Origin of the sequence: Pseudoalteromonas sp. PAST1 (assembly GCF_021532515.1) — a bacterium.
Lineage (GTDB): Bacteria > Pseudomonadota > Gammaproteobacteria > Enterobacterales > Alteromonadaceae > Pseudoalteromonas > Pseudoalteromonas simplex.
The window spans coordinates 1-24,279 of the sequence record NZ_JAKGBH010000062.1; the positions used below are offsets into that span (position 1 = coordinate 1).

Annotated in this window: 23 protein-coding genes and 1 pseudogene; 17 read left to right on the forward strand and 7 right to left on the reverse strand. The window is 39.9% G+C overall.

The genetic code is table 11. From position 1 onward, the window contains the following. Positions 1-120: 120 nt before the first annotated feature. Both L1272_RS20285 and L1272_RS20290 read right to left on the reverse strand, forming a co-directional pair. A pseudogene (locus tag L1272_RS20285) lies at positions 121-675 on the reverse strand (porin); the annotation flags it as partial. A gap of 171 nt (positions 676-846) precedes the next feature. Then, complete coding sequence (locus L1272_RS20290) at positions 847-1,368, reverse strand: TetR/AcrR family transcriptional regulator (RefSeq protein ID WP_054553889.1); 522 nt, start codon at positions 1,366-1,368, stop codon at positions 847-849. Positions 1,369-1,573: 205 nt separating this feature from the next. On the opposite strand from L1272_RS20290, the gene L1272_RS20295 reads away from it, so the two are divergent. The 7 genes from L1272_RS20295 (at position 1,574) to L1272_RS20325 (ending at position 10,264) form a co-directional block, all read left to right on the forward strand. Further along, positions 1,574-3,160 (forward strand): ABC-F family ATPase, encoded by a 1,587-nt coding sequence (locus tag L1272_RS20295; protein WP_082389293.1) that lies wholly within the window; start codon positions 1,574-1,576, stop codon positions 3,158-3,160. Between the two features lie 409 nt (positions 3,161-3,569). Beyond that, the gene (gene purE, locus L1272_RS20300; protein ID WP_054561454.1) at positions 3,570-4,052 is read left to right on the forward strand and encodes a 5-(carboxyamino)imidazole ribonucleotide mutase; all 483 of its coding nucleotides are present in this window, start codon (positions 3,570-3,572) and stop codon (positions 4,050-4,052) included. A gap of 1 nt (position 4,053) precedes the next feature. Then, entirely contained in the window at positions 4,054-5,202 is a 1,149-nt protein-coding gene (locus L1272_RS20305) for a 5-(carboxyamino)imidazole ribonucleotide synthase (protein ID WP_194441447.1), read from the forward strand. Positions 5,203-5,388: 186 nt separating this feature from the next. Beyond that, a complete protein-coding gene (locus L1272_RS20310; RefSeq protein WP_228482543.1) occupies positions 5,389-5,577 on the forward strand; it encodes a DUF2798 domain-containing protein in 189 nt (62 codons plus the stop codon). After that, positions 5,574-6,506 carry a YeiH family protein gene (locus tag L1272_RS20315; RefSeq protein ID WP_194441448.1) on the forward strand — a complete coding sequence of 311 codons (933 nt, stop codon included), beginning with the start codon at positions 5,574-5,576 and terminating at the stop codon, positions 6,504-6,506. Before L1272_RS20310 ends, L1272_RS20315 begins: the two co-directional genes overlap by 4 nt. Before the next feature lie 35 nt (positions 6,507-6,541). Continuing rightward, positions 6,542-7,666: an endonuclease/exonuclease/phosphatase family protein gene (locus L1272_RS20320; RefSeq protein WP_407681612.1), complete on the forward strand. Its 1,125-nt coding sequence runs from the start codon at positions 6,542-6,544 to the stop codon at positions 7,664-7,666. A 105-nt stretch (positions 7,667-7,771) separates the two neighbouring features. Next, a complete protein-coding gene (locus L1272_RS20325) occupies positions 7,772-10,264 on the forward strand; it encodes a prolyl oligopeptidase family serine peptidase (RefSeq protein WP_194441450.1) in 2,493 nt (830 codons plus the stop codon). A 73-nt stretch (positions 10,265-10,337) separates the two neighbouring features. On the opposite strand, the gene L1272_RS20330 is transcribed toward L1272_RS20325, so the two are convergent. Both L1272_RS20330 and rrtA read right to left on the reverse strand, forming a co-directional pair. Then, a complete protein-coding gene (locus L1272_RS20330; RefSeq protein WP_194441451.1) occupies positions 10,338-10,931 on the reverse strand; it encodes a hypothetical protein in 594 nt (197 codons plus the stop codon). Positions 10,932-10,982: 51 nt separating this feature from the next. Continuing rightward, positions 10,983-11,567: a rhombosortase gene (gene rrtA, locus L1272_RS20335; RefSeq protein ID WP_235374168.1), complete on the reverse strand. Its 585-nt coding sequence runs from the start codon at positions 11,565-11,567 to the stop codon at positions 10,983-10,985. 85 nt (positions 11,568-11,652) lie between these two features. Here rrtA and ggt point away from each other — a divergent pair, with 85 nt between their 5' ends. The 3 genes from ggt to L1272_RS20350 all read left to right on the forward strand — a co-directional run bounded on the left by ggt (position 11,653) and on the right by L1272_RS20350 (position 16,129). Beyond that, on the forward strand, positions 11,653-13,410 hold the full coding sequence (gene ggt, locus L1272_RS20340; RefSeq protein WP_235374169.1) for a gamma-glutamyltransferase: 1,758 nt from the start codon (positions 11,653-11,655) through the stop codon (positions 13,408-13,410). A gap of 174 nt (positions 13,411-13,584) precedes the next feature. After that, a complete protein-coding gene (locus L1272_RS20345; protein ID WP_054553942.1) occupies positions 13,585-15,279 on the forward strand; it encodes an NAD-dependent malic enzyme in 1,695 nt (564 codons plus the stop codon). Between the two features lie 133 nt (positions 15,280-15,412). Beyond that, positions 15,413-16,129 (forward strand): SIMPL domain-containing protein, encoded by a 717-nt coding sequence (locus L1272_RS20350; protein ID WP_194441454.1) that lies wholly within the window; start codon positions 15,413-15,415, stop codon positions 16,127-16,129. 6 nt (positions 16,130-16,135) lie between these two features. Here the strand turns inward: L1272_RS20350 and L1272_RS20355 are convergent, their stop codons facing one another. Beyond that, positions 16,136-17,488: a DUF2254 domain-containing protein gene (locus L1272_RS20355; RefSeq protein ID WP_235374170.1), complete on the reverse strand. Its 1,353-nt coding sequence runs from the start codon at positions 17,486-17,488 to the stop codon at positions 16,136-16,138. Between the two features lie 119 nt (positions 17,489-17,607). Between L1272_RS20355 and L1272_RS20360 the strand changes: the two genes are divergently transcribed. From L1272_RS20360 to L1272_RS20380, 5 genes are all read left to right on the forward strand, one after another. Then, a complete protein-coding gene (locus tag L1272_RS20360) occupies positions 17,608-17,982 on the forward strand; it encodes an MAPEG family protein (protein ID WP_166340113.1) in 375 nt (124 codons plus the stop codon). A 1-nt stretch (position 17,983) separates the two neighbouring features. Then, entirely contained in the window at positions 17,984-18,889 is a 906-nt protein-coding gene (locus tag L1272_RS20365) for a substrate-binding periplasmic protein (RefSeq protein WP_235374171.1), read from the forward strand. Then, on the forward strand, positions 18,886-19,518 hold the full coding sequence (locus L1272_RS20370) for a sulfotransferase (protein ID WP_166340117.1): 633 nt from the start codon (positions 18,886-18,888) through the stop codon (positions 19,516-19,518). Before L1272_RS20365 ends, L1272_RS20370 begins: the two co-directional genes overlap by 4 nt. Before the next feature lie 45 nt (positions 19,519-19,563). Beyond that, the gene (locus L1272_RS20375) at positions 19,564-20,136 is read left to right on the forward strand and encodes a tRNA-(ms[2]io[6]A)-hydroxylase (RefSeq protein ID WP_054553873.1); all 573 of its coding nucleotides are present in this window, start codon (positions 19,564-19,566) and stop codon (positions 20,134-20,136) included. Between the two features lie 196 nt (positions 20,137-20,332). After that, complete coding sequence (locus L1272_RS20380) at positions 20,333-20,704, forward strand: hypothetical protein (RefSeq protein ID WP_235374172.1); 372 nt, start codon at positions 20,333-20,335, stop codon at positions 20,702-20,704. Here the strand turns inward: L1272_RS20380 and L1272_RS20385 are convergent. Then, positions 20,696-21,403, reverse strand: a complete 708-nt coding sequence (locus L1272_RS20385; protein ID WP_235374173.1) for a metallophosphoesterase — start codon at positions 21,401-21,403, stop codon at positions 20,696-20,698. The genes L1272_RS20380 and L1272_RS20385 overlap by 9 nt on opposite strands. A 245-nt stretch (positions 21,404-21,648) precedes the next feature. On the opposite strand from L1272_RS20385, the gene L1272_RS20390 reads away from it, so the two are divergent. Both L1272_RS20390 and L1272_RS20395 read left to right on the forward strand, forming a co-directional pair. Continuing rightward, positions 21,649-23,226: an ATP-binding cassette domain-containing protein gene (locus L1272_RS20390; RefSeq protein WP_235374174.1), complete on the forward strand. Its 1,578-nt coding sequence runs from the start codon at positions 21,649-21,651 to the stop codon at positions 23,224-23,226. 222 nt (positions 23,227-23,448) lie between these two features. After that, positions 23,449-23,829: a hypothetical protein gene (locus tag L1272_RS20395; RefSeq protein ID WP_235374175.1), complete on the forward strand. Its 381-nt coding sequence runs from the start codon at positions 23,449-23,451 to the stop codon at positions 23,827-23,829. 118 nt (positions 23,830-23,947) lie between these two features. On the opposite strand, the gene L1272_RS20400 is transcribed toward L1272_RS20395, so the two are convergent. After that, a partial coding sequence (locus L1272_RS20400) for a hypothetical protein (protein ID WP_235374176.1) occupies positions 23,948-24,279 on the reverse strand: 332 nt, incomplete at its 5' end.

The following is a 24,279-nucleotide window of genomic DNA, read 5'->3' on the forward strand; positions in this document are numbered from 1 at the left end:
TTAACGAGGGCTTGATTATAGTGAGACCAGTTTGTGATTTTGCTCATTGTTGTTGCACGGGCTAGTAGGATATAGATGATCTGATCACAGGCTGGCAAGATAGTTCAAACTTTTAGGAAACAACGCCGCTTGTAGGGCAAGATGAAATTTTCCCCACGTATTACGATACTGTAGTACTTTATCACCGCGACCAGTACCATTTACTGCACCGTCATCTTTATTGTAGGTATAAACACCCGCGGCGTTACCATCCCACACTAAACTGTAGTTGGTGTTATAAACAACGTCATACCATGCACCCCATTGTTTGCCTAGTGTAATTTGACCATAGTCTTCATGTTTAAGGCCAACATAGCCAAGTCGGTTATATAAAAACTCATCTTGAATCGATTCAAAGCGATTATTATAAATAATGTCACTACTACCAACAGGGTTTACACCCCATTCTAATAATGCCAAGGCTTGCCAGCCATTTTTTAATTGACGCTTAAAATCTAAATTGATTCGTGATGCACCATTAACTACCTCTGTTTCACCTTGTGTATTAATAACCCTTGCATCTATAAAGCCACCTATAGTGACACTATTGGTTTGATCGTTGTAGATCTCGATGGCATTCGCTGTAGGCATGCTTATCATGCCCGCAACAAAAAAGGCAGCGTGTGTTCTTTTCATAATGTACCTTGATTAAATATTGTCCCTAATAGGTATAATTTAGTTAAGAGTCGGAGATTATCAAAGCTAAAATTGGGTCAAAAGTGAAAAATTATCATGCAACAAACCTTGTTTGAGGAAAAATTATTCACTTTAGGTTCACAATATCGAATTATCAATGAGTTAGTGAGCTTAAAATATAGACACTTTCTGACTCAGCGTTCTCAGCATCAATTTTGTATTCGGAGTTTCAGCGCCCAATCCATACAATAAGGTCATAAAATAGCAGTCGAGTAATATAGCAGCTTTAACTTTATTAAATTGGGGTTGATCGGCAAATACTAATGATTGAATTAGTTCCATGTGTTGTTGTTGAAAGGTTTTGCAAAACAAGCGTTGGCTAAAAAGCACTTTATAAAAGCGGTGATGTAAACAGTAAAATTGATAAAAGTATTGAGCATAATGATTGATTTTAAGACGAGGAGGGCGGTGAATGTCGGTTTCTTTGGCAAGTTCTAATACGTCATGAAACCTTAGATCAAGACATGCTTCTAAAATCGCAATTTTACTATCAAAATGTTTAAACAAAGTACCGATTGCAATACCACAAGTAGAAGATATTTGCCGTGTAGAGGTTTCATTGAACCCATGTTTAGAAAAAAGTTGCCAAGCAACATTTAAAATATGCTGATGTGTCTTATCGTAATTCCCCATAGCTAATATCTTAATTTTTATAGTTAAATTTAAAAGTGAGCGCGTTCACTTATAAAAGTGAGCGTGTTCACTAAATGTAGACCTAACAATTTAAGTTGTAAATTGAGGAATTGATTTAACTAATCTTTCATGGCGTGCCAAGCGGCTTTAGTTTAAAATTGCCCGCAGTTTCGTTTTTACTTTTTACCCGCTGGAGGGTACCGCTATCATTAGTACAGCTAATATCACCATGCAATTTGGTGCTAAACCTTTATTCGAAAATATTTCAGCAAAATTTGGAGACGGTAACCGTTACGGTTTAATCGGTGCGAATGGCTGTGGTAAATCAACCTTCATGAAAATCCTAAGTGGTGAACTAGAGCCATCTTCAGGCAATGTCAGCACAGATCCAAACGAGCGTATTGCTAAACTAAACCAAGACCAGTTTGCTTACGAAGAGTTTTCTGTAATCGACACAGTTATCATGGGTCATAAAGAGCTGTGGGAAGTAAAAAAAGAGCGTGATCGTATTTACAGCTTACCTGAGATGAGCGAAGAAGACGGTATGCGTGTAGCAGACCTAGAAACTGAGTTTGCCGAAATGGATGGTTACTCGGCAGAAGCTAAAGCAGGTGAGTTACTAATTGGTGTAGGTATTGGCACAGAGCAACACTACGGCCCTATGTCAGAAATTGCACCGGGTTTTAAACTGCGTGTGTTACTTGCACAAGTGCTGTTTTCTGATCCAGATATCATGCTACTCGATGAGCCTACCAATAACTTGGACATTTACACCATCAAGTGGCTAGAAGACGTACTAAATCAACGCGACTGCACCATGATCATCATATCGCACGACCGTCACTTCTTAAACTCAGTTTGTACACACATGGCCGACATCGATTACGGTGAGCTTCGTATTTACCCAGGTAATTACGATGAGTACATGTTTGCTGCAACGCAAGCTCGTGAGCGTCTACTAAGCGAAAATGCCAAGAAGAAAAGCCAAATTGCCGAACTTCAACAGTTCGTATCGCGCTTCTCTGCGAACGCTTCAAAAGCAAAACAAGCCACATCGCGTGCTAAACAAATTGACAAAATTCAGCTTGAAGAAGTTAAAGCATCTTCGCGTCAAAGCCCGTTTATTCGTTTTGAGCAAGAAAAGCAATTATTCCGTAATGCCTTAGAGCTAACAAATTTAACGCAAGGCTTTGAAGAAACACTATTCACTGGCCTTGAAGGCCTAGTTGAAGTAGGCGAGCGCATTGCAATTATCGGTGAGAACGGTGTTGGTAAAACCACACTATTAAATACCCTTGCTGGTCGTTTAGCACCAAAACAAGGTGAATTTAAATGGTCTGATAACGCTAATATCGGTTACTACGCACAAGACCATGCTGACGAGTTCGAACAAGATATGAACTTATTCCAGTGGATGGAACAATGGCAACAAGAAGGTGACGACGAGCAAGTTGTTCGTAGTTTCTTAGGTCGTATGCTGTTTTCACAAAACGATATCAAAAAGTCAGTAAAAGTGATTTCAGGCGGTGAGCAAGGCCGTATGCTGTTTGGCAAAATTATGATGCATAAACCAAACATCTTATTAATGGATGAGCCAACCAACCACATGGATATGGAATCTATCGAAGCGCTTAACTTAGCACTTGAAGCATACGAAGGGACATTATTGTTCGTATCTCACGATAGACAATTTGTATCATCACTAGCTAACCGTATTTGGGAAATCAAAGACGGCAAAGTTATCGACTTTAAAGGTACATACACTGAGTACCTAGCAAGCAAAGAAGCTTAATTAGCTGATGAGTGATTAAAAGCCATGCATGTCATGGCTTTTTTGTGCTTCTAGAGTCGCATCTTGATGTGAGTTAGGGGATATACCCAAACCACATCAAGATACAGAATTCAGCGTTTCACAGGTGCTTAATATCAAGGCGTTACTTTGTAGAAATGGCAGTCCCTTTTAAGAAGTAACAACGATGAGAGTGAGTGCCTGTGAAGCGCCCAACGGGTTGGTTTAAAGCGATTTATACTGCGTTATCGATTTTAACAATAGAACCACTATTATTTGCAATCAATGCCTTGCCTAAATCGCTTTTAATTCCAACTGAAACTCGCATCTTGATGTGGTTTGGGTATATAATACCGCCACAAAATAAGGACAAAAGTCCGCTTTTTAGAAAACAATTTACTGAGGTGTATTTATGACAGTTGGCATTATTATGGGTTCCAAATCAGACTGGCCAACGATGGAACATGCGGCGTTAATGCTAGAAAAATTCGGCATTGAATACGAAACTAAAGTTGTTTCTGCTCACCGTACCCCTCAATTACTTGCTGACTATGCAAGCTCGGCTGCAGAGCGCGGTATTAAAATTATTATTGCAGGTGCCGGTGGTGCTGCGCACTTACCAGGTATGGCTGCGGCGTTTACATCACTGCCAGTTTTAGGTGTACCAGTTAAGTCTAAAACACTTAATGGTGTAGATTCGTTATTATCTATCTGCCAAATGCCTAAAGGTGTTGCGGTCGGTACATTGGCTATCGGTGAAGCGGGTGCTGCAAATGCTGGCCTTTTAGCGGCACAAATTTTAGGTTGCCAACAGCCTGAAATCTTCGCAAAAGTTGAAGCTTTCCGTAAAGAACAAACAGACACTATCTTAGCTAACCCTAATCCTGCAGAGTAATATGAATATTCTAATTTTAGGTGCAGGTCAGTTAGCTCGCATGATGAGCTTAGCGGGTGCACCGCTTGATTTAAATGTTGTTGCCTACGATGTGGGTAGTGAAAAAATCATTCATCCATTAACTGGTGAAGTTCATAACAGCACATTACAACAAGCTATTGATAAAGCAGACGCAATTACAGCAGAGTTTGAACACATTCCTGATGATGTACTTACATTATGTTGTCAAAGCAATAAGTTTTATCCGGGTAAAGCGGCAATTAAAACAGGTGGCGATCGCGCACTTGAAAAAGCATTACTTGATAAAACAGATGTTGAATGCGCGCCTTACCAGCTAATTACAGAAAAAGCGCACCTTGTTGCTGCCGTAGAGCGTTTAGGCAAGCCGCTTGTGATCAAAACTTGCCAAGCAGGTTACGATGGTAAAGGTCAGTGGCGCTTAAAGTCTGATGATCAAATTGACCAAATCTGGTCAGAAATGGCAGATTTCATTGCATCAGGCACTGAAAGTGCGCCGCATTCTATTATCGCTGAAAAGATGATCCCATTTGACCGTGAAGTATCTATCATTGGTGCACGCGACAAAGCGGGTAACACCGTTATTTATCCATTGACTGAAAACCAACACACCAATGGTGTACTTACGCTTTCAGTTGCGGGTAAAGAAAAAGCAGCAATTCAAGAACAAGCAGAGCTTGCTTTTAACAAGCTTGCGCAAGAACTTGATTATGTAGGTGTATTAGCAATTGAGTTTTTTGACGTACAAGGTACGTTATTAGTTAACGAAATTGCGCCACGCGTTCATAACTCAGGTCACTGGACACAGCAGGGTACACATTGCTCACAGTTCGAAAACCACATGCGCGCTGTTGCAGGTTTACCATTAGGTAGTACAGCGTGCCTTCGTCCTACTGCTATGATCAACGTACTTGGTCAGCCTTCAATCCCACACTCAGTACTGGCAACGCAAGACGTTACAAGTCACTGGTATGGTAAAACGGCTAAACCAGGTCGTAAGATGGGTCATATCAATGTATCAGCTGATAACCTTCACCAATTAGGTGAACGTTTAGCGGCACTGGCCGAAATCTTGCCTGAGCAAGACTACCCAGGAGTAGCTGATACCAGCACTCAACTTATTTTAAACTAATCAGTTTAAATTCTTAAAAGCCGAGTTTATCTCGGCTTTTTAATTACCCGCAAACTTCGCTAATTTTGTTCCTCTTGTCTCAAAGCACTTGCGTCAGGGTCATCTTGCTATAGACTAATATTTTTATATTAATATTAGTTCGTTATGTTACATCCTCGATTAAGAACAGTCGTATTTGCGTTCTTTATGGCGCTGTTTATGTCTGGATTTATGTCTTTAGTGATCAGCATTTTTAACGTTGGTTTAATCGATAACATTGCAACCATTTGGCTTAAAGCATGGGCTTTTGCATTTTGTGTGGCGTTTCCTACTGTTATATTTGTTGCACCTGTGGTGCATAAGCTAACCAATAAACTTATCAGAGCACCGTTGTGATAGCCGAACGCCCAAAGCAGTTTCTATTTATTGCACTATTTTTAGTATCAGCATTACCATTTGTTGGCTCTGCTACGGCACTTGTCGTCGGTGCTTTATTTGCCATGATATTAGGCAACCCATTTGCATTGCAGTCACAAAAAATAAGTAAATGGATGCTAAAGTTGGCGGTGATTGGCTTAGGCTTTGCTGTTGATTTTAATCAAGTTATAGAAGTAGGTCGCAGCTCTATTGTGCTTACTATTGTTAGTATTACCGCTATTATTGGCCTTGGTGAAATTTTATCTCAGTTATTTAAGTTAAATAAAAACACCGGTGTACTTATTTCTTTTGGTACCGCCATTTGTGGTGGTAGCGCCATTGCAGCAATGGCGCCGGTTATAAAGGCCAAAGATCACGAAGTAGCTATATCACTCGCTGTGGTGTTTTTATTAAACGCCCTTGGCTTAGTGTTATTCCCAATGATTGGTCATTACTTTGGCCTGACTGAGCAACAATTCGGTGTTTGGGCTGCACTTGCTATTCACGACACCAGTAGTGTAGTGGGGGCTTCCGCTGCGTATGGCGCATCAGCACTTGCTATTGCCACAACCATTAAACTAACTAGAGCGATGTGGATAATCCCTTATACAAGCATTGCGGGTGTGTTTTGGAAATCAGACGAAAAAGCCAGTATCCCATTGTTTATATTTGGCTTTTTAGCGGCGGCACTGATTAATTCAAGCTTTCCTGAATATCAAGCATTGTGGCATGCACTTAATGTTGGTGCTAAACAAGTGTTAGTAATGACCTTATTTTTGATTGGTAGTGGTTTATCTATTTCAGTCTTAAAACAAGCGGGCATTAAACCTTTTATCATGGCGATGATCTTATGGATCATTGTCAGCAGTATTATTTTACTACTTATAGTAGACGGATTTATTTCATGAAAAACGCTTTATTAACTTCTTCAATAGCACTGGCCATGGGCCTTTTTGCTAACAATATATCGGCGGCTGATTTACGTGTTGCTACCTTTAATGTGAGTATGGATGCCACTAACTATGCTAAAAAAGGCGAAGCAATAGATAAAGATGCTCTAAGTAAAGCATTAGCCAGTAACCACCAGCAAATTCGTAACATTGCCGAAATTATTCAGCGCGTAAGACCTGATGTAATTTTACTCAATGAGTTTGATTATATTGATGCCGACAAAGGCATTAACGTATTTCGTAAAAACTACCTGCAAGTATCGCAAAATAAGCAAGTTGCCATCGATTACCCGTATTACTTTATTGCACCTGTTAACACTGGTTTACCTACTGAGTTCGACCTAGATAACGATGGTGTAAAGGGGCATTACAAAGGCGACGCACACGGCTTTGGCTTCTTTGAGGGGCATTATGCAATGGCAGTATTGTCGCGCTACCCAATCGATTTAGATAAAGCGCGTACATTACAAACATTCAAATACAAAGATATGCCAAATGCACAAATGCCTACCGACCCTAAAACAGGTAAAAACTGGTATTCAGCTGAAGAGTGGCAAGCAATTCACCTAAGTTCTAAGTCTTTTTGGGATTTACCAATAGATGTAAAAGGTAAAACGTTTCACTTGCTTGCATCGCACCCAACGCCGCCTGTTTTTGATGGTGACGAAGACCGTAACGGTAAGCGTAACCACGATGAAGTACGCCTAGTTGCAGATTACATCAACAATGCTAACTACATTTACGATGATAAAGGTCAAAAAGGTGGCTTAAAAGCGAAAAGCCGTTTTGTTATTGTTGGTGACTTAAATGCTGCGCCAGAAGGAGGTAAGGCACGCCCGAATACAACAGACCAAATTTTAAAAAATCCATTAGTGAATACCTCTTTTACGCCAACAAGCAAAGGTGCAAAAGAATCGTATAAAGAAGATTACGCTAAAAACTATACCGCTTATTGGCAGGCTCGTGCTGATTACGTTTTACCTTCAAATTATGGTATTGAAATAAACGGTGGTGGCGTTTTTTGGCCACAGAAAAACTCTGAACTGTTCCGTTTAATTAAAGATCGTAACGCATCATCTGATCACCGTATGGTATGGCTTGATATCAGCTTAAAATAAGCTGTTATTAAACGGAAAAGTTTGGCTGTTTATCCTATAAAAATTGCTATTTCATCAGTGCTTCTGCTTAAATAGGGCGAATTATAATAACCCGTAAGAAGCACTATGAAATTCAAAACCACTGCTAATAAAACGTTAGTGGCTCTCGCAGTCGCATCTAGCTTCATGCTAGCAGGTTGTCAATCAACCGCCTCAACGCCTTCTGAAGAACAAGTTACCAATGTAGCACCAGTAGTTGCTACTCCTGCTGATACAGGTTCAGCTGAAATCACGTTAGAGCAAGCAATGGCTCACCCTGATTGGTTAGGCCGTCAGCCTGAGCGTGCTTTCTGGAATGGTGATTCTGACAGCATCGTTTATGCACAAAAGCAACAAGGTAATGAGTTACGCGATTTATACGTTCAAGCGGTAAATAGCCAATCTGCATCACAATTAGCGTTAAACAAACTACACACTGTAGGCGCTAAAAATGCCGTTTATTCTGCAGATAAGAAGCAACAGGCTTATGCATTTGAAGGTAATATCTTCGTTAAAAACCTAAGCACTGGGCAAATTACACAAATCACTCACGATAGCGCACAGCAATCAAAACCACAGTTTTTAACTGATGGTAGCCTTGCATATCGCCAAGGTAATGCATTTTATAAAGTTGATTTAGCAACGGGTCGTCAAGTTGAATTAGTTAACTTACACCTAGACGATGCACCTAAAGGTGTACAAGAGCCAGACACTTACATCGCAAAAGAGCAGCACAAACTAATTGATTACATTGCGCTTACGCACAAAAACAAAAAAGATCGTGAAGAGCGTAAAGCACAAATCAACGAGCAAAACGACAGCATTGCTAATGCACAATTTTATTTAGGTAAAGGTAAGCGTTTAGCAGATGTACAGCTTTCACCAAATGGCCAAGCACTTGTTGCAGTAACCACAGAAAGCCGTTCATGGCGCGATGAAGGCGATATCATGCCTAATTACATTGCCGATGATGCACGCGTAAAAGCAGAAAAAGTACGCCGTCGTGTTGCTGATGAAAAACCAATCAGCTCAGACGTTGTTTACATCGACCTTAAATCAGGCGAGCAAACAACGCTTGCATTCGATACCTTACCTGGTTTTGATGAAGACGTACTTGCAGCTGTTAAGAAAGAAAACTACGCCCGTGATGGCAAAACTTATAAGTCTGAAAAAGCACCACGTGCCATCAATTTAATGATGGATTGGGGTTGGGACCAAAGTGCAATCCAATGGAACACAGATGGTTCACAAGTGGCACTAATGCTTGAAGCATGGGACAACAAAGACCGTTGGTTAGCGACTGTTGATACACAAAACAATAAACTTGTTTCGCAGCACCGCTTACACGACGATGCATGGGTTAACTATGCATATAACGATTTTGGTTGGTTGAACAACTCAGACACGCTTTACTACTTATCTGAAGAGTCTGGTTACAGCCACATTTATAAAAAGCCACTTAATGGTAAAGCAACGCAGCTAACTAATGGCCAATTTGTTGTTTCTAACTTAACGTTAACAGCTGATAACTCAGCGATTTACTACAAAGCGAACGTTGAGCACCCAGGTCTTTACGAAATCTATCGTGTAAACCCTGCAAACGGTGAATCTGAGCAAGTAACCAACCTTGATGGTATGACTGATTACCAGTTAAGCCCAGATGAAAGCAAACTATTGCTAACTCACTCAAAAATTATGTCGCCGCCTGAGCTTTATGTTGCTGATGCAAAAGCAAATACTCAAGCGACGCAGTTAACGCACACGGTTTCTGATGAGTTTTTAGCCAAGAAACTGATCGCACCTAAGATTGTTGCTGTGCCTTCAAGCCACACTGATCAGCCAATTTACGCAAAAGTATATTACCCAGCTGATTATAAAGAAGGTGAAACAGGTAAAAACCGTAAAGCGGTTATCTTTAACCACGGTGCTGGTTACCTACAAAACTCACACATGGGTTGGTCTGGTTACTTTCGCGAGTTTATGTTCCACTCACTACTGGCTTCAGAAGGCTATGTAGTAATGGACATGGACTACCGTGCATCGAAAGGTTATGGCCGTGATTGGCGTACAGCTATTTATCGTCAAATGGGTACACCTGAGATCCAAGATTTAGCAGACGGCGTAAGCTGGATGGCAGACAACGCAAACGTTGATACACAAGCTGTAGGCACTTATGGTGGTTCTTATGGTGGTTTCATGACGTTTATGGCGCTATTCACGCAACCTGATTTATTCAAAGCAGGTGCTGCACTTCGCCCGGTAACTGATTGGGCTCACTACAATGGTCCTTATACGTCTAACATCTTAAACCACCCAGATGTTGACCCAATTGCCTATGAAAAGAGCTCACCAATTTACTTTGCTGAAGGGCTTAAGAGTCGTTTATTAATTAATGCGCCTATGGTTGATGACAATGTATTCTTCCAAGACTCAGTTCGCTTAGTACAACGCTTAATTGAGCTTGAAAAAGAAAACTTTGAAACAGCGATCTTCCCAGTTGAGCCGCATGGTTTTGTACAACCATCAAGCTGGTTAGATGAATACCGTCGTATTTATAAGCTATTTAAAGAAACGCTTTAATTCAATAGCGTAAATTAAAAACAGCCACTTTAAGTGGCTGTTTTTATTTGTAATCGAATTTATCTATAAAGGGTTATTTGCAGTAAAATTCACTCACATCGAGTACTGTCTTACCTTCTTCTGAGTCGTTTTCAAAAATTAAATTATCACCCTCTAAACTCATTTTATAGTCTTTCATCCATGATAGATTAGCTATTAACTCCAATTCATAGCGGTTAAACGAAGCAGGGCACTTTAAATACACATAATGGTGAGCAGTTCCAAAAGCTCCAGGACCTGATGTGTAGACATAAAAGGTGCGATATTCAAATGCCTGCTCTTGGTGAACGTAATCAGTATTTGAGTTAAACATGTTGTTGAATAATATAAGTAAACCAATACCAAAGAACATTAAGCATGAATACAAAATACTAAGAATAAGGGTCAAATGAGCAATAATTTTATTTTTAAACGATTCTTTAACGATTCTGTATTTTGCTAACAATAGACAAAACCCAATACAAAGTGAGCAAAATACTATGGTGTAATAGATATTATCAAGGCTTGCCATAAACGTTGGTGAAACAAATTTTAAGTTTACCAATTGGCCAAATAGCCCAGCCAATAGAGGCCCGTAAAGGCAAAATAGGATAATGCGAAGGTAAATATCTCCTTTATTTTCATTCATCTAAAATTCCTTTTCTAGTTAACAAAGAGCAGTTGTAAAGAGCCAGTAAGGTTACTCGCGATTTTTTATTATTTTAATGAAGATAGGCAAAGCCAGCAGTGTGCCGCCAACTGCGCCGATAAAGTGGGCGTCAATGGCAACATTAGAGGCGATTAGCTGACTCACCGATTCACTTGGGCCTGCTATTTGCTCCCAAATCACTTTAGCCCAAGTACCTGCGAACAATAACCAGCCTGAAAACATGCCTGCTTGTACATCTTTAACTGCCCCCCAAATGATCACACCGTGTAGTAGGGCACTTAATCCGGTGTAAATTTGGATATCTGGGCAAAATAGCCACACACCTAAGCCACACCATAATGCAAGAATGGCAATATTAAACGCATAGCGAGCAGGGCTTGTATGCTCAGCGTGTAGAGCCCAAATTAATAAAATTCCGGCGCAATTTAAGCCTAAATGTGGCCAATTAGCATGCACAAATTGGCTAGTGAAAATGCGCCAAAATTCACCATTTGCAACTAACTCACGGTTAAATTCAAGATATTCATTTAAGTTAAACGTAGCAAATGAGGAACTTAGTATTACTAAACACAGCGGCGGCAGAATATATTCTAGTTTCAAGGGCAGGTTTATCATGTTATTTTTGGTGTATCTGAGATTGTCGCCTATTGTGCACGTTTAATTTTAAGATGCCAAATACACTACGGGATTAAGTTTATTTATGTTATTCAAAACCAAAGCGCTGTTAGCTCTTTCCACCTCATTAATTTATTCAACTGCTATTTTCGCAGCCCCTGCAAAAGTTGAAACTCGCGAACCTGAAGCTGCAACGGGCTTTGCTCATAAGCAGGTTGTTGAAGGCGATAAGTACATGGTCGCAGCAGCAAACCCTTATGCAGTAAAAGCCGGGCAAAAAATGCTTGAGCTAGGCGGCTCAGCAGTTGACGCTGCCATTGCAACGCAATTAGTACTGACACTGGTAGAGCCGCAATCGTCGGGTATCGGTGGTGGTACATTTATGATGTACTTCGACAACAAAACCAAAAGCATAACTAGCTTTGATGGCCGTGAAACGGCTCCAAGCAATGCTGATGAAACACTATTTTTAGATAAGCACGGTAAAGCCGTAAAGTGGATTGAAGCCGTTGTAGGTGGTCGTTCTGTTGGTGTACCGGGTATTTTAGATGCCTTTGCCACTGCCCATAAGCGTTACGGTAAGTTAGAGTGGCAAACCTTGTTTGGCCCTGCCATTGAATTGGCTGATAAAGGCTTTATTGTGTCGCCGCGTTTACATCAATTATTGGCTAAAGAATTAAACCCAGGGGTTACCAAGCTACCTGTTATTCGTGACTACTTCTTTCCTGATGGTAAACCGCTTGCTGTAGGTACCGTGAAAAAGAATCCTGAACTTGCCGCGCTTTATAAAGATATAGCGAAACAGGGCATTGATGCATTTTACAAAGGTGAAAACGCTAAAGAGCTTGTGCATGCAGTGCAAAACTCAGCAGTCGCACCGGGTACATTGACGGTTGAAGACTTAGCCAATTACAAAAGCAAAGAGCGTGCACCTGTGTGTGTTGATTATCGCCAGTACGAAGTGTGCTCAATGGCACCACCTAGTAGCGGTGGTGTAGCTGTGTTACAGATTTTAGCCTTACTTGAACATAAAGATATGGCTAAACTTAAACCAAACTCTGTTCAAGCTCTACATTACTTTACCCAAGCATCACGTTTAGCGTTTGCTGATCGCAACGTGTATATGGGCGACCCAGATTTTATGACAATCCCGACACAAGGATTACTCGATAAAAACTACATTGCTGGTCGCGCAAAACTTATTTCTGAAAAAGATACTCACGCAGAAGCAGGCACACCGCCAAACTCAGTTGCGTATGCGCAAGATGATGCATACGAGCTGCCATCAACGACCCATGTTTCGATTGTCGATAGCCAAGGTAACGCTGTGTCGATGACAAGTTCTATCGAGATGGCGTTTGGTTCAACAGTAATGGTGAACGGGTATATTTTAAACAATCAACTAACTGACTTTGCTTTATCGCCAACTAAAGATGGTAAGCCATTGGCTAATCGTGTTGAAGCAGGTAAACGTCCGCGTAGTTCTATGTCGCCAGTCATGGTGTTTAACAAAGACGGCAGCTTACGTTTAGTGGTTGGTTCGCCGGGTGGTAGCCGTATTATTGATTATGTAGCTCAAGTGGTTGTAGGTGTGCTTGATTGGAACCTAGATGCGCAAACAGCCATTAACTTACCGCGCATTACTAATCGTAATAATTACACAAGCCTCGAAAAGGGCACTGAGCTTGCCAACGCTGAAGCTGATTTTGTTAACCGCGGACACACAGTTCGTATCCTAGATTTAAACTCTGGTTTACATGCTGTTGAAGTTAAAAACGGTAAACTTTATGGCGCAGCCGATCCGCGTCGCGAAGGCATCGCTTTAAGTGATAAAAGCCACTAAAAACAAGCTCAGCAGCCTTAAAGCTGCTGAGTTTTCATGTATACTATCTGCAATGCCATTTAAGGCATAAAATTCATTTTCTTCAATGGTCTGACAAGGTGAATTGTCATTGCAATTTCGCCTTCAAGAGTAATAATGTCAGGTCATAATTATGACGCATCAAAGCTTGGAAATATGACTACAAATACCGATCCAAATTATCTTTATATTCCTTATTCAGGCCCAGGTCTGATTGAAACGCCACTATTAAATAAAGGCAGTGCTTTTTCACAAAAAGAAAGGGAAAATTTCAACTTAGCCGGATTACTGCCACCGCGTTATGAAACGATCGAAGAACAAGTTGAGCGTTGTTACCAGCAGTATTCAAGCTTTAGCGATAATTTAAATAAGCACATTTACTTACGTGCTATTCAAGATAACAACGAAACACTTTACTACCGTTTAGTGCGTGATCATCTTGAAGAAATGATGCCTATTATCTACACGCCAACGGTAGGTGATGCTTGTGAAAAGTTCTCAGACATTTACCGCAGTGCCCGTGGTCTATTTATTTCTTATGAAGATCGTTTCCAAATTGATGATATTTTACGTAATGCCACTAAAGGCAAAGTAAAAGTTATCGTTGTGACTGACGGCGAGCGTATTCTTGGTCTAGGTGACCAAGGTATTGGTGGTATGGGTATTCCAATTGGTAAGTTATCACTTTATACAGCGTGTGGTGGTATTAGCCCTGCATATACGTTACCAGTGATGCTTGATGTTGGTACGAATAACGAAAAACTACTTAACGACCCTATGTACATGGGTGCTCGCCATAAGCGTATTTCGCAAGAAGAATATGACGAATTCTTAGATCTATTTATCAAAGCCGTTAAACGTCGTTGGCCAAGTGTTTTACTTCAGTTTGAAGACTTTGCACAACCAAATGCCATGCCATTACTAAAACGCTACCGTGATGAAATCTGTAGCTTTAACGATGACATTCAAGGTACTGCTGCGGTTACTGTAGGTTCTTTACTCGCTGCATGTCGTGTTAAAGGCGCGAAACTTTCTGAGCAAAAAGTTGTGTTCGTTGGTGCAGGCTCTGCAGGCTGTGGTATTGCTGAGCAAATCATTAGTACTATGGTTGCTGAAGGCATTAGCGATGAGCAAGCGCGTTCGCAAATTTTCATGGTTGACCGCTTTGGTCTACTTACTGAAGGTATGGAAGGTTTACGTGATTTCCAACAAGCACTTTGCCAATCTAAAGATGGCTTAAGTGAGTGGACTTACAGCGGTGAGTACGCATCACTATTAGATGTAATGCACTGTGCGCAACCAGACATTCTAATTGGTGTATCTGGCCAACCTGGTTTATTCACTGAACAGGTTATTCGTGCAATGCACGCATCTTGCCCACAACCGATTATCTTCCCGCTAAGTAATCCGTCTAAGCAAGTTGAAGCACTTCCTTCTGATGTTATTGAATGGACAAACGGCCAAGCGATTGTTGCTTCTGGTAGTCCATTTGATCCGGTTGAGTATAACGGCCAAACATTCCCAATCCCACAATGTAACAACAGTTATATTTTCCCGGGTATTGGTTTAGGCGTTATCGCTGCTAAAGCAACGCGCATCACTGATGCAATGCTAATTGTATCAAGTGAAACACTGGCTGAGTCTTCACCACGTGCTAACACTGGTAAAGGCAGCTTATTACCTGCACTGACTGAAATCCAAGCGTTAAGTAAACGTATTGCATTTGCGGTTGCGAAAAAAGCGATGGAAGAAGGTGTGGCACTTGAGCTGAGCGATGAAGCGCTATGGGCAGCAATCGAGAAAAACTACTGGCTTCCAGAATATCGCAACTACAAGCGCCGTAGTATCTAAGCTATAACGCTTTTAGTGAATGAAAAAACAGGCTTTTTATGCCTGTTTTTTTATATCTGTAAAATGGCTTGTTCATATTCAATTAACCCTTTAAGGTGATAATGAACGGAGTTTTAAATTAAGGAACAGTATTATGCGTAAGTTAGTTTTTACCGCTATGGCGGCAGCACTTAGTTTTAATGTGTTAGCACAAGCAACACCTGATGCGCCACATATTTATATACAAGGTAATGCAACGGTTAAAGCGACCCCTGATAACGTTAAACTAACGGTAGGTATTGTTGAAGTAGATAAAGATTTAATTGCTGCGAAAAACAAAGCCGATGCAACCATGGCGAAAGCGATTAAGCTCGCTAAAAACCAAGGCGTAGAAGAAAAAGGCATTTATGCGTCTAATATCTCGATTAATCGCCAAACAGAATATAACCGTGAAACGGGTAAGCAAGAGTTTGTAGGTTATAGAGTAACGCGTAGCCTGTCTGTAACTTTAAGTGATATAAAAAAATACCCAATTATGCTTCAGCAACTAGTGAATTCGGGCATTAATGAAATTAATCAAACGCAATTTGTATCAAGCAAGTACGAAGAGCTACAAAAGCAAGCGCAAAAGCTAGCCATTAAAGATGCCCGTGCTGCGGCGAAAGAATTTGCCAATGACTATGGGGTAGAGCTTAAAGGTCTTTATACAGCTTCAAGTAGCCCACTTGATACAGGTAGCCAACCTTATATGCGTGCCAGCAAAATGGTTATGGCAGAAGCTGCACCAGATAACTATGTACCTGATGCATACAATGGTGGTGAGCTTACGATTACCGCAAGCAGCTATGCGGTTTATTTAATCGAAAACTAAGTTAACTTATTGATTGCTGGCAAACCTTGCCAGCAATTTTTCACCTTGTAGCTCTGAAATACGAGCAATCGCTTTTAGCATATTAGTGATTTGCTCACGGTCGTATTCATTACTAATATGCTTATCTATATCTTCAATAATTGCCCCTAAATAAACAAATAGGCTATCAGTTGCTTTATCGTTATCAGATGCTCTAAATAATATGTTTTTAAATGCCTCAAGCACGTTGACCATGACATAAGCGTCATTTTTTGCATAGTTACGAATTGGCGTGAAGTTATCATGCAGCAGCTCATCGAATGATGTTTCGTGAATAAACAGGTGCGGTTGATTGTTCTCACAACGTTTAAGCGAGTAGTTCACATCGTAAATATCTAAGCGCAATATCAGTAATATACTCAACATATCTATGGCTTTTACCGCAGTACCGGGATCGTTAATACCCGGGCTCATAGCTTTAACAGCGATTTCTGAAATTTGTGTCATACCGTAGCGGTAATGGTCACTAATATATTCTTCGATATAAAAGATAAAGCAGTCTAGTAATTGCTCTACCAGTTCAGGTTTGTCAGATAAGTCAGTATCACACTTTAAAAACGGGTATCCCTTTACTGTAAAGAAGCCTTGTTTAACCGAAATATAAATTTTAATACCGTGCTGTTGGCATAACGCACACAACTTATCGCTATGTGCCCCTTTAAAGTAACCTTCTGTTTTACTTTTAACACTATGCCAGTCATCAAACTCAGGAAAATGCTCAACAGGATTTTGTTGTTGCATGTCAATTATGCATTTAAGCTCGCCTTTGGTATTTTTAAACAAGTCGTTTAGTACATTATCGACCTGAATTGCTTTTGAAATTGAGTGAATAAAAAACACAAAAAAGCCAAGCGAAATTAAACCAAACACCAATGAAAAGAAGATACCAAGCGATGGAATACCCATATCTCCATCACCAATGGTACGTATGTTTATCAGCATTAATATGGTGTAGATAATACTACCAAGATAAAACCCCAGTACTAATTGGTGCGACTTACGGGTAATAAGGCCCGGCAACACACGCGGCGAAAGACTGGCACTGGCACTATTAAGCACCACCATAACCATAGAAAAACTAAAAACCGTTAATGAGATAATGCTGCCGGCAAGTGTGCTGAGGATAGTACGGGCATTCTCTTCGCTATCGACCAATAACACACCAATCAGCTTTTTAAATTCCATTGATAATGACGAGTACTCGACCGCAGTAGTAATTAATCCAAAAACTAAAAACACCACAGAGAGCATTGATGGGTAAAATCCGATACTACTGATCATTTCACGGTAGTTATCGGCGATTTTTCTTGGCGTAAACATGCACTTCCTTAAGAACTGTTAGACATTAAATATCATACTGAGCTAACCTAACTACTTACTTAACAGCCTAGCAATAAATTATGCTAAGCGTCTAACTTTAAATAAAAATTGGAAAAACTGTGATTGTTTCAACATTTGCTGCCATCTTGGCCATTTTATACATTCAACTTAGCTTTCGCGTGATCAAACTACGTAGAGCAAAACGCATTTCACTTGGTGACGGGGGAGATAAAAGCCTACAAGCAGCTATACGAACTCATGCAAATTTCATTGAATATGTGCCTTTTTCGTTGATCCTGCTATTTTTATTAGAGTACCAAGGCCTCCCAAGCCATTATTGCTATATTTTAGGTGCAATGCTGGTTGCTGGTCGTTTTTGTCATAGTTACGCACTTGCTGATAATCTGATGAAATTACGTGTATTAGGTATGATGCTTACTTTCATTACTATTTTGATTAGCGCTGTGATGTTATTAGTTACACAGGTTTTCTGATATGCTAAAAATTGTTTTTCCATGTTTGTTGTTCTTATTTTCAACTTGTTTATTTGCCAATGTAAAAACAATTAATGCCAAGAAAAATCGCGTCACACCACCAACCACTTTACATGTTGTTTATCCTAAAACAATGGATAGCTTAGACGAAGAAGTACTTTATCCTTTAATACTTCTTCGTACAGCTTTAAAAAGAAGTGGTTATAAGTTTACCTTATCACCCGCACCTGAATTATTAAGCCAAAATCGTGTTTTAAAAGAAATTGAAACGACTGGATCTATCAATGTTACTTGGAGCATGACAAACCAAGAGCGTGAAGACACTTTGCTCCCTCTACGAGTTCCTATATTTAAAGGCTTATTTGGTTGGCGATTAATGTTTACTAAAGAAGATAAGTTACCGAGGTTGAAACAGCTAAAATCTCTTGATGATTTAAAATCGATTAACTTAGTTCAGGGTACAGATTGGCCAGATACACGAATTCTAACAAGTAACGGTTTAACAGTGGCAACGGCAATGGACTTTGAATCATTGTTTGTAATGTTAGATAGAGGAAGGGGGGATTTATTTCCTCGTTCAGTATTAGAGATCCAAGATGAACTTGCGTATTTTAAAGAAGAAATGCGGTTGGTCGTTCTGCCGCATCTAATGCTCAAATACAAAAGCCCAATCTATTTCTTTTTTAATAAACATAATACTAATATTGCTAAAGCCGTTTCTCAGGGGATTAAGGTTATGCAGCAAAGCGGTGAATTTGACGAATTATTTTTTAAGTACAACGGAAACTTTATAAAAAACGCCCACCTACACGACAAAATTGTTATAGAATTGCACAATTATGATTTACCAAGGTTAACCCCAGTCAACGACAAATCGCTGTGGTTAGCATTTGATCAGGTGCCATGAGCTCTAAAATTTTTATAATCGGTTTACCACGAACCGGCACAACTAGTATCTGTAACAGCTTTTTACAACTCGGTTATAAAACCGCCCACACAGCCTATACCCAACAAGCAATTACAAGTGCAGATGTTATTGCAGATACTCCAGTTTTTAGTGAATACGCCTTGCTTGATGAGCACTTTGCAAATAGCCGTTTTATCAACCTCGAGCGCGATTTAACTAAATGGTTGCCATCTATAAGGCAGTTATTAGCACGCATGCACACTAATTTAATGCGCCCTGATGGTGGTTTTAATAGCCATTTAAAGCGCTGTTATTTTGATGTGTTTGGTCAGTATAGCTTGGCAGAGTTAGAATCTGATGAATACTTAACAGCGTGTTATCAGCGTCACCAACAGCAAGTGGCAGACTACTTTAAAGGGCGTACAAACCAGTTATTAACGCTTAATGTAGCAGACTCAAACAGCCCGCAATTACTTCAGCAGTTTTTAAACACTCAGCAGCCAATTAGCTTTAAACAGCTGAATATGGGTGGCAAAGTCACAGCGTGGAATGACATAAAACACCCAGATAAAGTATCATCTACCCGAAGTGGTAAAATTGATAAATCTCTTGGTTATAATCACACGTAAAATACGTTAAAATCGCCGCAATCATAAGTTTAGTTGTTCCTCATCATGTTTGAATTGAAATACCACACGCCATTTGAATGGACAGAAGGTGTCTTAGCTGACTTCGATACCTTTTTACAAGATCATGCTGCAGCAGAGAAAAAAGCTTCTGGTATGGCTATGTCTATGCTTTCTCATTACCCAGATCGTCGTAAGCTTGTTAGAGCCATGACAGACTTAGCACTGGAAGAAATGATCCACTTTAAACAAGTTTTAAAGCTATTAATGGAACGTGATGTATCACTTGGCAATGACCAAAAAGATCCTTACATCAAACAAATTCGTGCGGTATTTAGAAATGGTCGTGATGAATTTTTAATGGACCGTTTATTAGTAGCAGGCGTTATTGAAGCACGCGGACACGAGCGCTTTTCGCTTGTTGCAGAAGCTTTACCTGCAGGCAAAGAAAAAGAGTTTTATGTCGCGATTGCAAAATCAGAAGAAAAACATAAAAACTTATTCGTTGAACTTGCTTACGAGTATTTCGATAAGCAAGAGGTTGATACACGCCTTGAAGAAATCCTTATTGCAGAAGCCGAAATCTGTAAAAATATTCCATTTACAGCAGCGCTTCATTAATTTTATGCTTGTGTATTAGGTCTTTTAGCCTAATACACAAATTTATGTTTAAACCCCAAAGCAGTAAATTAGGGACTAAAAACAATAATTAAGTATCCTGCAAATAGTTACGCTAATTCTAATTGATTAAATAAACAGCATACATTCATCTTTCTCTCCTATAGTTAAATTAGTACCTAACTGAGAGGAATAGAGCATGAAATGGATGATGACTCTTACGACGTTGTCGTTAATAGGGATTGTATTCACCGGTAATTCTATTTATACCGAAGTGAAGCTCTTTCGTTCAAACGATAAGCCAACCGAAATAACTGCTAGTATGTATCGCTCGCTTATTTGGCATAGTGATATTTATAAAGACGATGAATTTCTAAATACCGCACAAAGCTACTTTAGCGATGGCAAAATTGATACGCGTGAATACAGTAAATTAACTAGCCTGGCAAGCAAAACTGCTGGCCCAATCATCTACATTCAAGAAACAGATGAGCAGTTGTGGCATGCAAGACTAACCTACAAAAAATACCTTGAAGAGAAAACGGTCGAACGACTGGCAAGTTTACATTGAGGAAAACTGCTTGATCAGCGTGCTAAGCTCAATAATGGTAGGCTTACCGCTGAGATAATTAGTATCAAGATGGTAACTATTGCCAAGCCAATAGGGCTTTTTGGTCGTGTTATGGCCATGCACAGAAAAGTCGATACTTGGATTTATTACCGGCTTTTTCGCTTTGGTTAAGCTTCTATCCCAAAGCAATGCGCCAATCGCTTGTTGTATATCTTGAGTAGGATTTTGCCAATCCCAATCAGCACAGGTGGTATGCGATAAACCAATTCTTAATCGTCCGTATTCAACATAGTAAGAAAGCGGGCAGTTAAGTAGCTGCTTACAGGCAAACGCGAGCTCTTCATCGGTTGCTTCTAGGTGCCAGCGGCCGCCATTCTCAACCCATAAACGGTAGTAACCTTTATCCTTTGCAAGTAATGACTCAAGCAACATATGCTCATGGTTCCCAAGGCACATATGAACACCAAGCTCTTGAGAACGCGCAAGTAACGCAATGCTGTGCTCACCCCGGTCAATCACATCGCCAAGTGAAAACAAAATATCTTTACTGGGGTTAAAATTAACAGAGCAAAGCGCCTGTTCAAATTTAGTTAAATCTGCATCTAAATCGCCAATAACAAATACACGTTTACTTTCATTAATTTGCATCTTAACTTGAATGGGGTTTTGCGAGGCAAGAGGGCTTTTAACTAAATTCAAAATACATTCCTTTAAGCAGCTAATAATTTAAGACTATCATAACTCGTTGCTATTTGAGCACTGGGTGGTTATTATCTAGCCTCACTTTTTAGGAGTTACCGCCAACATGAACAACTAAACCTGTTATCCAATTTCATTTTTATCTTTTTGGACCAACAGGGTTAGTAGGCGTTGCTCACTATCACTTTTATAATATTACTTTTCGTGTGATCAAGCGCTTATGCCCCTGTAGTACAGGAGGCACTATGCCACAACTTCAAGCTTTTAATTTATGTTACCAACATGGCAATGGCGATGTTGTATTTAACGACCTTTCATTTTCACTCACTGCTAAAGTCACCGCATTAGTCGGCAGGAACGGCTGTGGTAAATCAATTTTAGCATCACTACTTGCTAAGCAAAAAGAGCCTAGCTCTGGTACGGTTGTTTGTAATTCAACCCTTGGCTTTTACCGACAAATGAACGATGTAAATCAGGCTGATAACCAAACAATTGCAGAGGCTATTGGGCTAGAGCCTGTGTTTAATGCCCTCGATGCGATAAACCAAGGGCAAGTTACAGAGCAAAACTTAACTTTGCTTGAAGGAAATTGGGACTTAGCAGAGCGCTTTAATGCAGAACTTGTAAGGCTTGGTGTAAAGAGCAAAACCCCTTACTCACTAAGCAAATATTTAAGTGGCGGTCAGCTTAGCCAATTAAAGCTTTGGGTACTATTTGCCTGCATAAAGCCCGACACTTTAATACTGGATGAGCCATCAAACCATCTAGATGCAAAAGGTAAAAGCTGGCTTATAAAGCAAATACAAAGCTTTAAAGGGCAATTATTACTAATAAGTCATGACATAGAATTATTAGAACAAGCCCATGAAGTTTGGGAGCTAACAACCCTAGGTTTAACACAATATGGTACGTGTTTTTCTGAGTACCAGACTCAAAAGCAGCAGCAAGTTGCAGCCCTTGAAAACAAGTTAAATCACGTTGTTAAGCAGCAAACAAATCTCAAAAAAACAGAGCAATTACAAAAGCAAAAAGCACAAAAACGAGCAAGTCATGGCGCAGCCCTCAGAAAATCAGGCAGCCAGCCAAAAGTGTTGATGGATGCTAAAAAAGATAAAGCCAGCGCTAATTTATCATCACAAAGTAAAAATAACGCTAAGCGAGAAGGTGAGCTCACTCGTATTAAACAACAACTTTCTAGCCAGCTTGAACAAACTAAAGCGCAGCAATTTTATTTGGCGCAATCAGATGAAGCTAAGCACCAAAAAACACTTAGCCTGGAGAACGTTGTATTAGCACACGGAACACAAAAGCCGCTTAATTTTCAGGTGTTCAGTGATGATAAAATCCATTTAGCGGGCGCAAATGGCACTGGTAAATCAACCTTACTTAAAACCCTGAACTACGACATACCAGTAAAAGCAGGGGAGTTACATTGCAATCAAGCACTCTATTATTTGGACCAACATTTTACATTAATACACAACGAGCTAACTCTGCTTGAAAATGTGATGACTTACTGTAAAAACCTAGATGAGAGCACCGCGCGTACTCTACTTGCCAGTATTGGCTTTAGAAAAGACGCTGTTTTTAAATATGCCGCACTTTTAAGTGGCGGTGAAAAAATGAAGCTCGCCATGTGTATTGTCAGTAATAGTGAAAGCACCGCATTTTTGTTACTCGATGAGCCCGATAATCATCTCGACCTAGAATCAAAACAGCTCTTGGCATATTCATTACAGGGTTTTAAAGGCGGGTTTATACTCGTAAGCCATGATAAATACTTTGTAGAAAGTATCGGCTGCAATAGGCAAATTGGTTTATAAAATAGTCATTTACAAATAAGCGAGCTAGGGTGGTTGTAGGTACTTTATACCAATCCGCAATAATACTTAATCATTTTGAGGGATTAAACCTGTCGCTATCTGCGTTAAAAATTTCTGATTTAGAACAACTAAATAACGAAATTTTTGCCTTGCTATCAACGAGGTTTTATTGCCTCAAAATAGACTACTTAATTAAGCGAATTGGTATTACAAGGAATGACTATGAATTTTACAGCCACTTACCGCATTTTTACTGCTTTATTCACGCTGATAGTAACCATAGGTTTAGGCATGAAGCTGAATGATTTTACTTCGGTGATCTATGTGTTCGTGCCGTTATTACTGATGCTAGTCAGTTCATTTATCCCATTTATTAAACAGAGAAAACTGCGTTTAATACTGTTTGCAGCCCCAATCGTTATTCTTTACTGCTTTGGTTTTTATCCTTGGCTTACAAATTACCAAGAAGTCGCCGTTTCTTCATCTACCTCAACCCTCGATTTTATCATTATTCCAGTTTGGGCTACCTTATATGGCGCGGGTTTTGTGGTATTGCATGAAATAGCGCTGGGTGTTGCTAGGGCGGTTAATTGGGGGAGGTGAAAGAGTTTTAGCACTAGTGTCTTATGGTTGTACTACTAAGGCTTTGCTTATAATTCATATTACAGAGCATAAAAAAAGGGCAGCACGCCCTTTATTTTCCATAAGTTAAATAGTTACATCATTGCCAAAGTGACAATATAGGAGTAGTACCAACACCTAGTAAATAGAAAATAACACCTACTATAATAGAATCTCTATTCCGAGTTATAAAACCATCCTTACTGTTCTCCATTATGATTTTTGTTCTACTTTTTAAAAGAATAGGTGCAAAACTCAAATATGTAGTACATAAAAAGATCATAAGAAATGACGTGGCAGGCAAGCCCGAATTCAGATAATAAGTGCACCACTCATGGTTAAACGGTGAGAAGAGATCAACTGCCTGTTGGTGGTACTCTGTAATCGCCAAAAAACAAGAGTAGATACCATGAGTTACAAGCAGTTGATCGA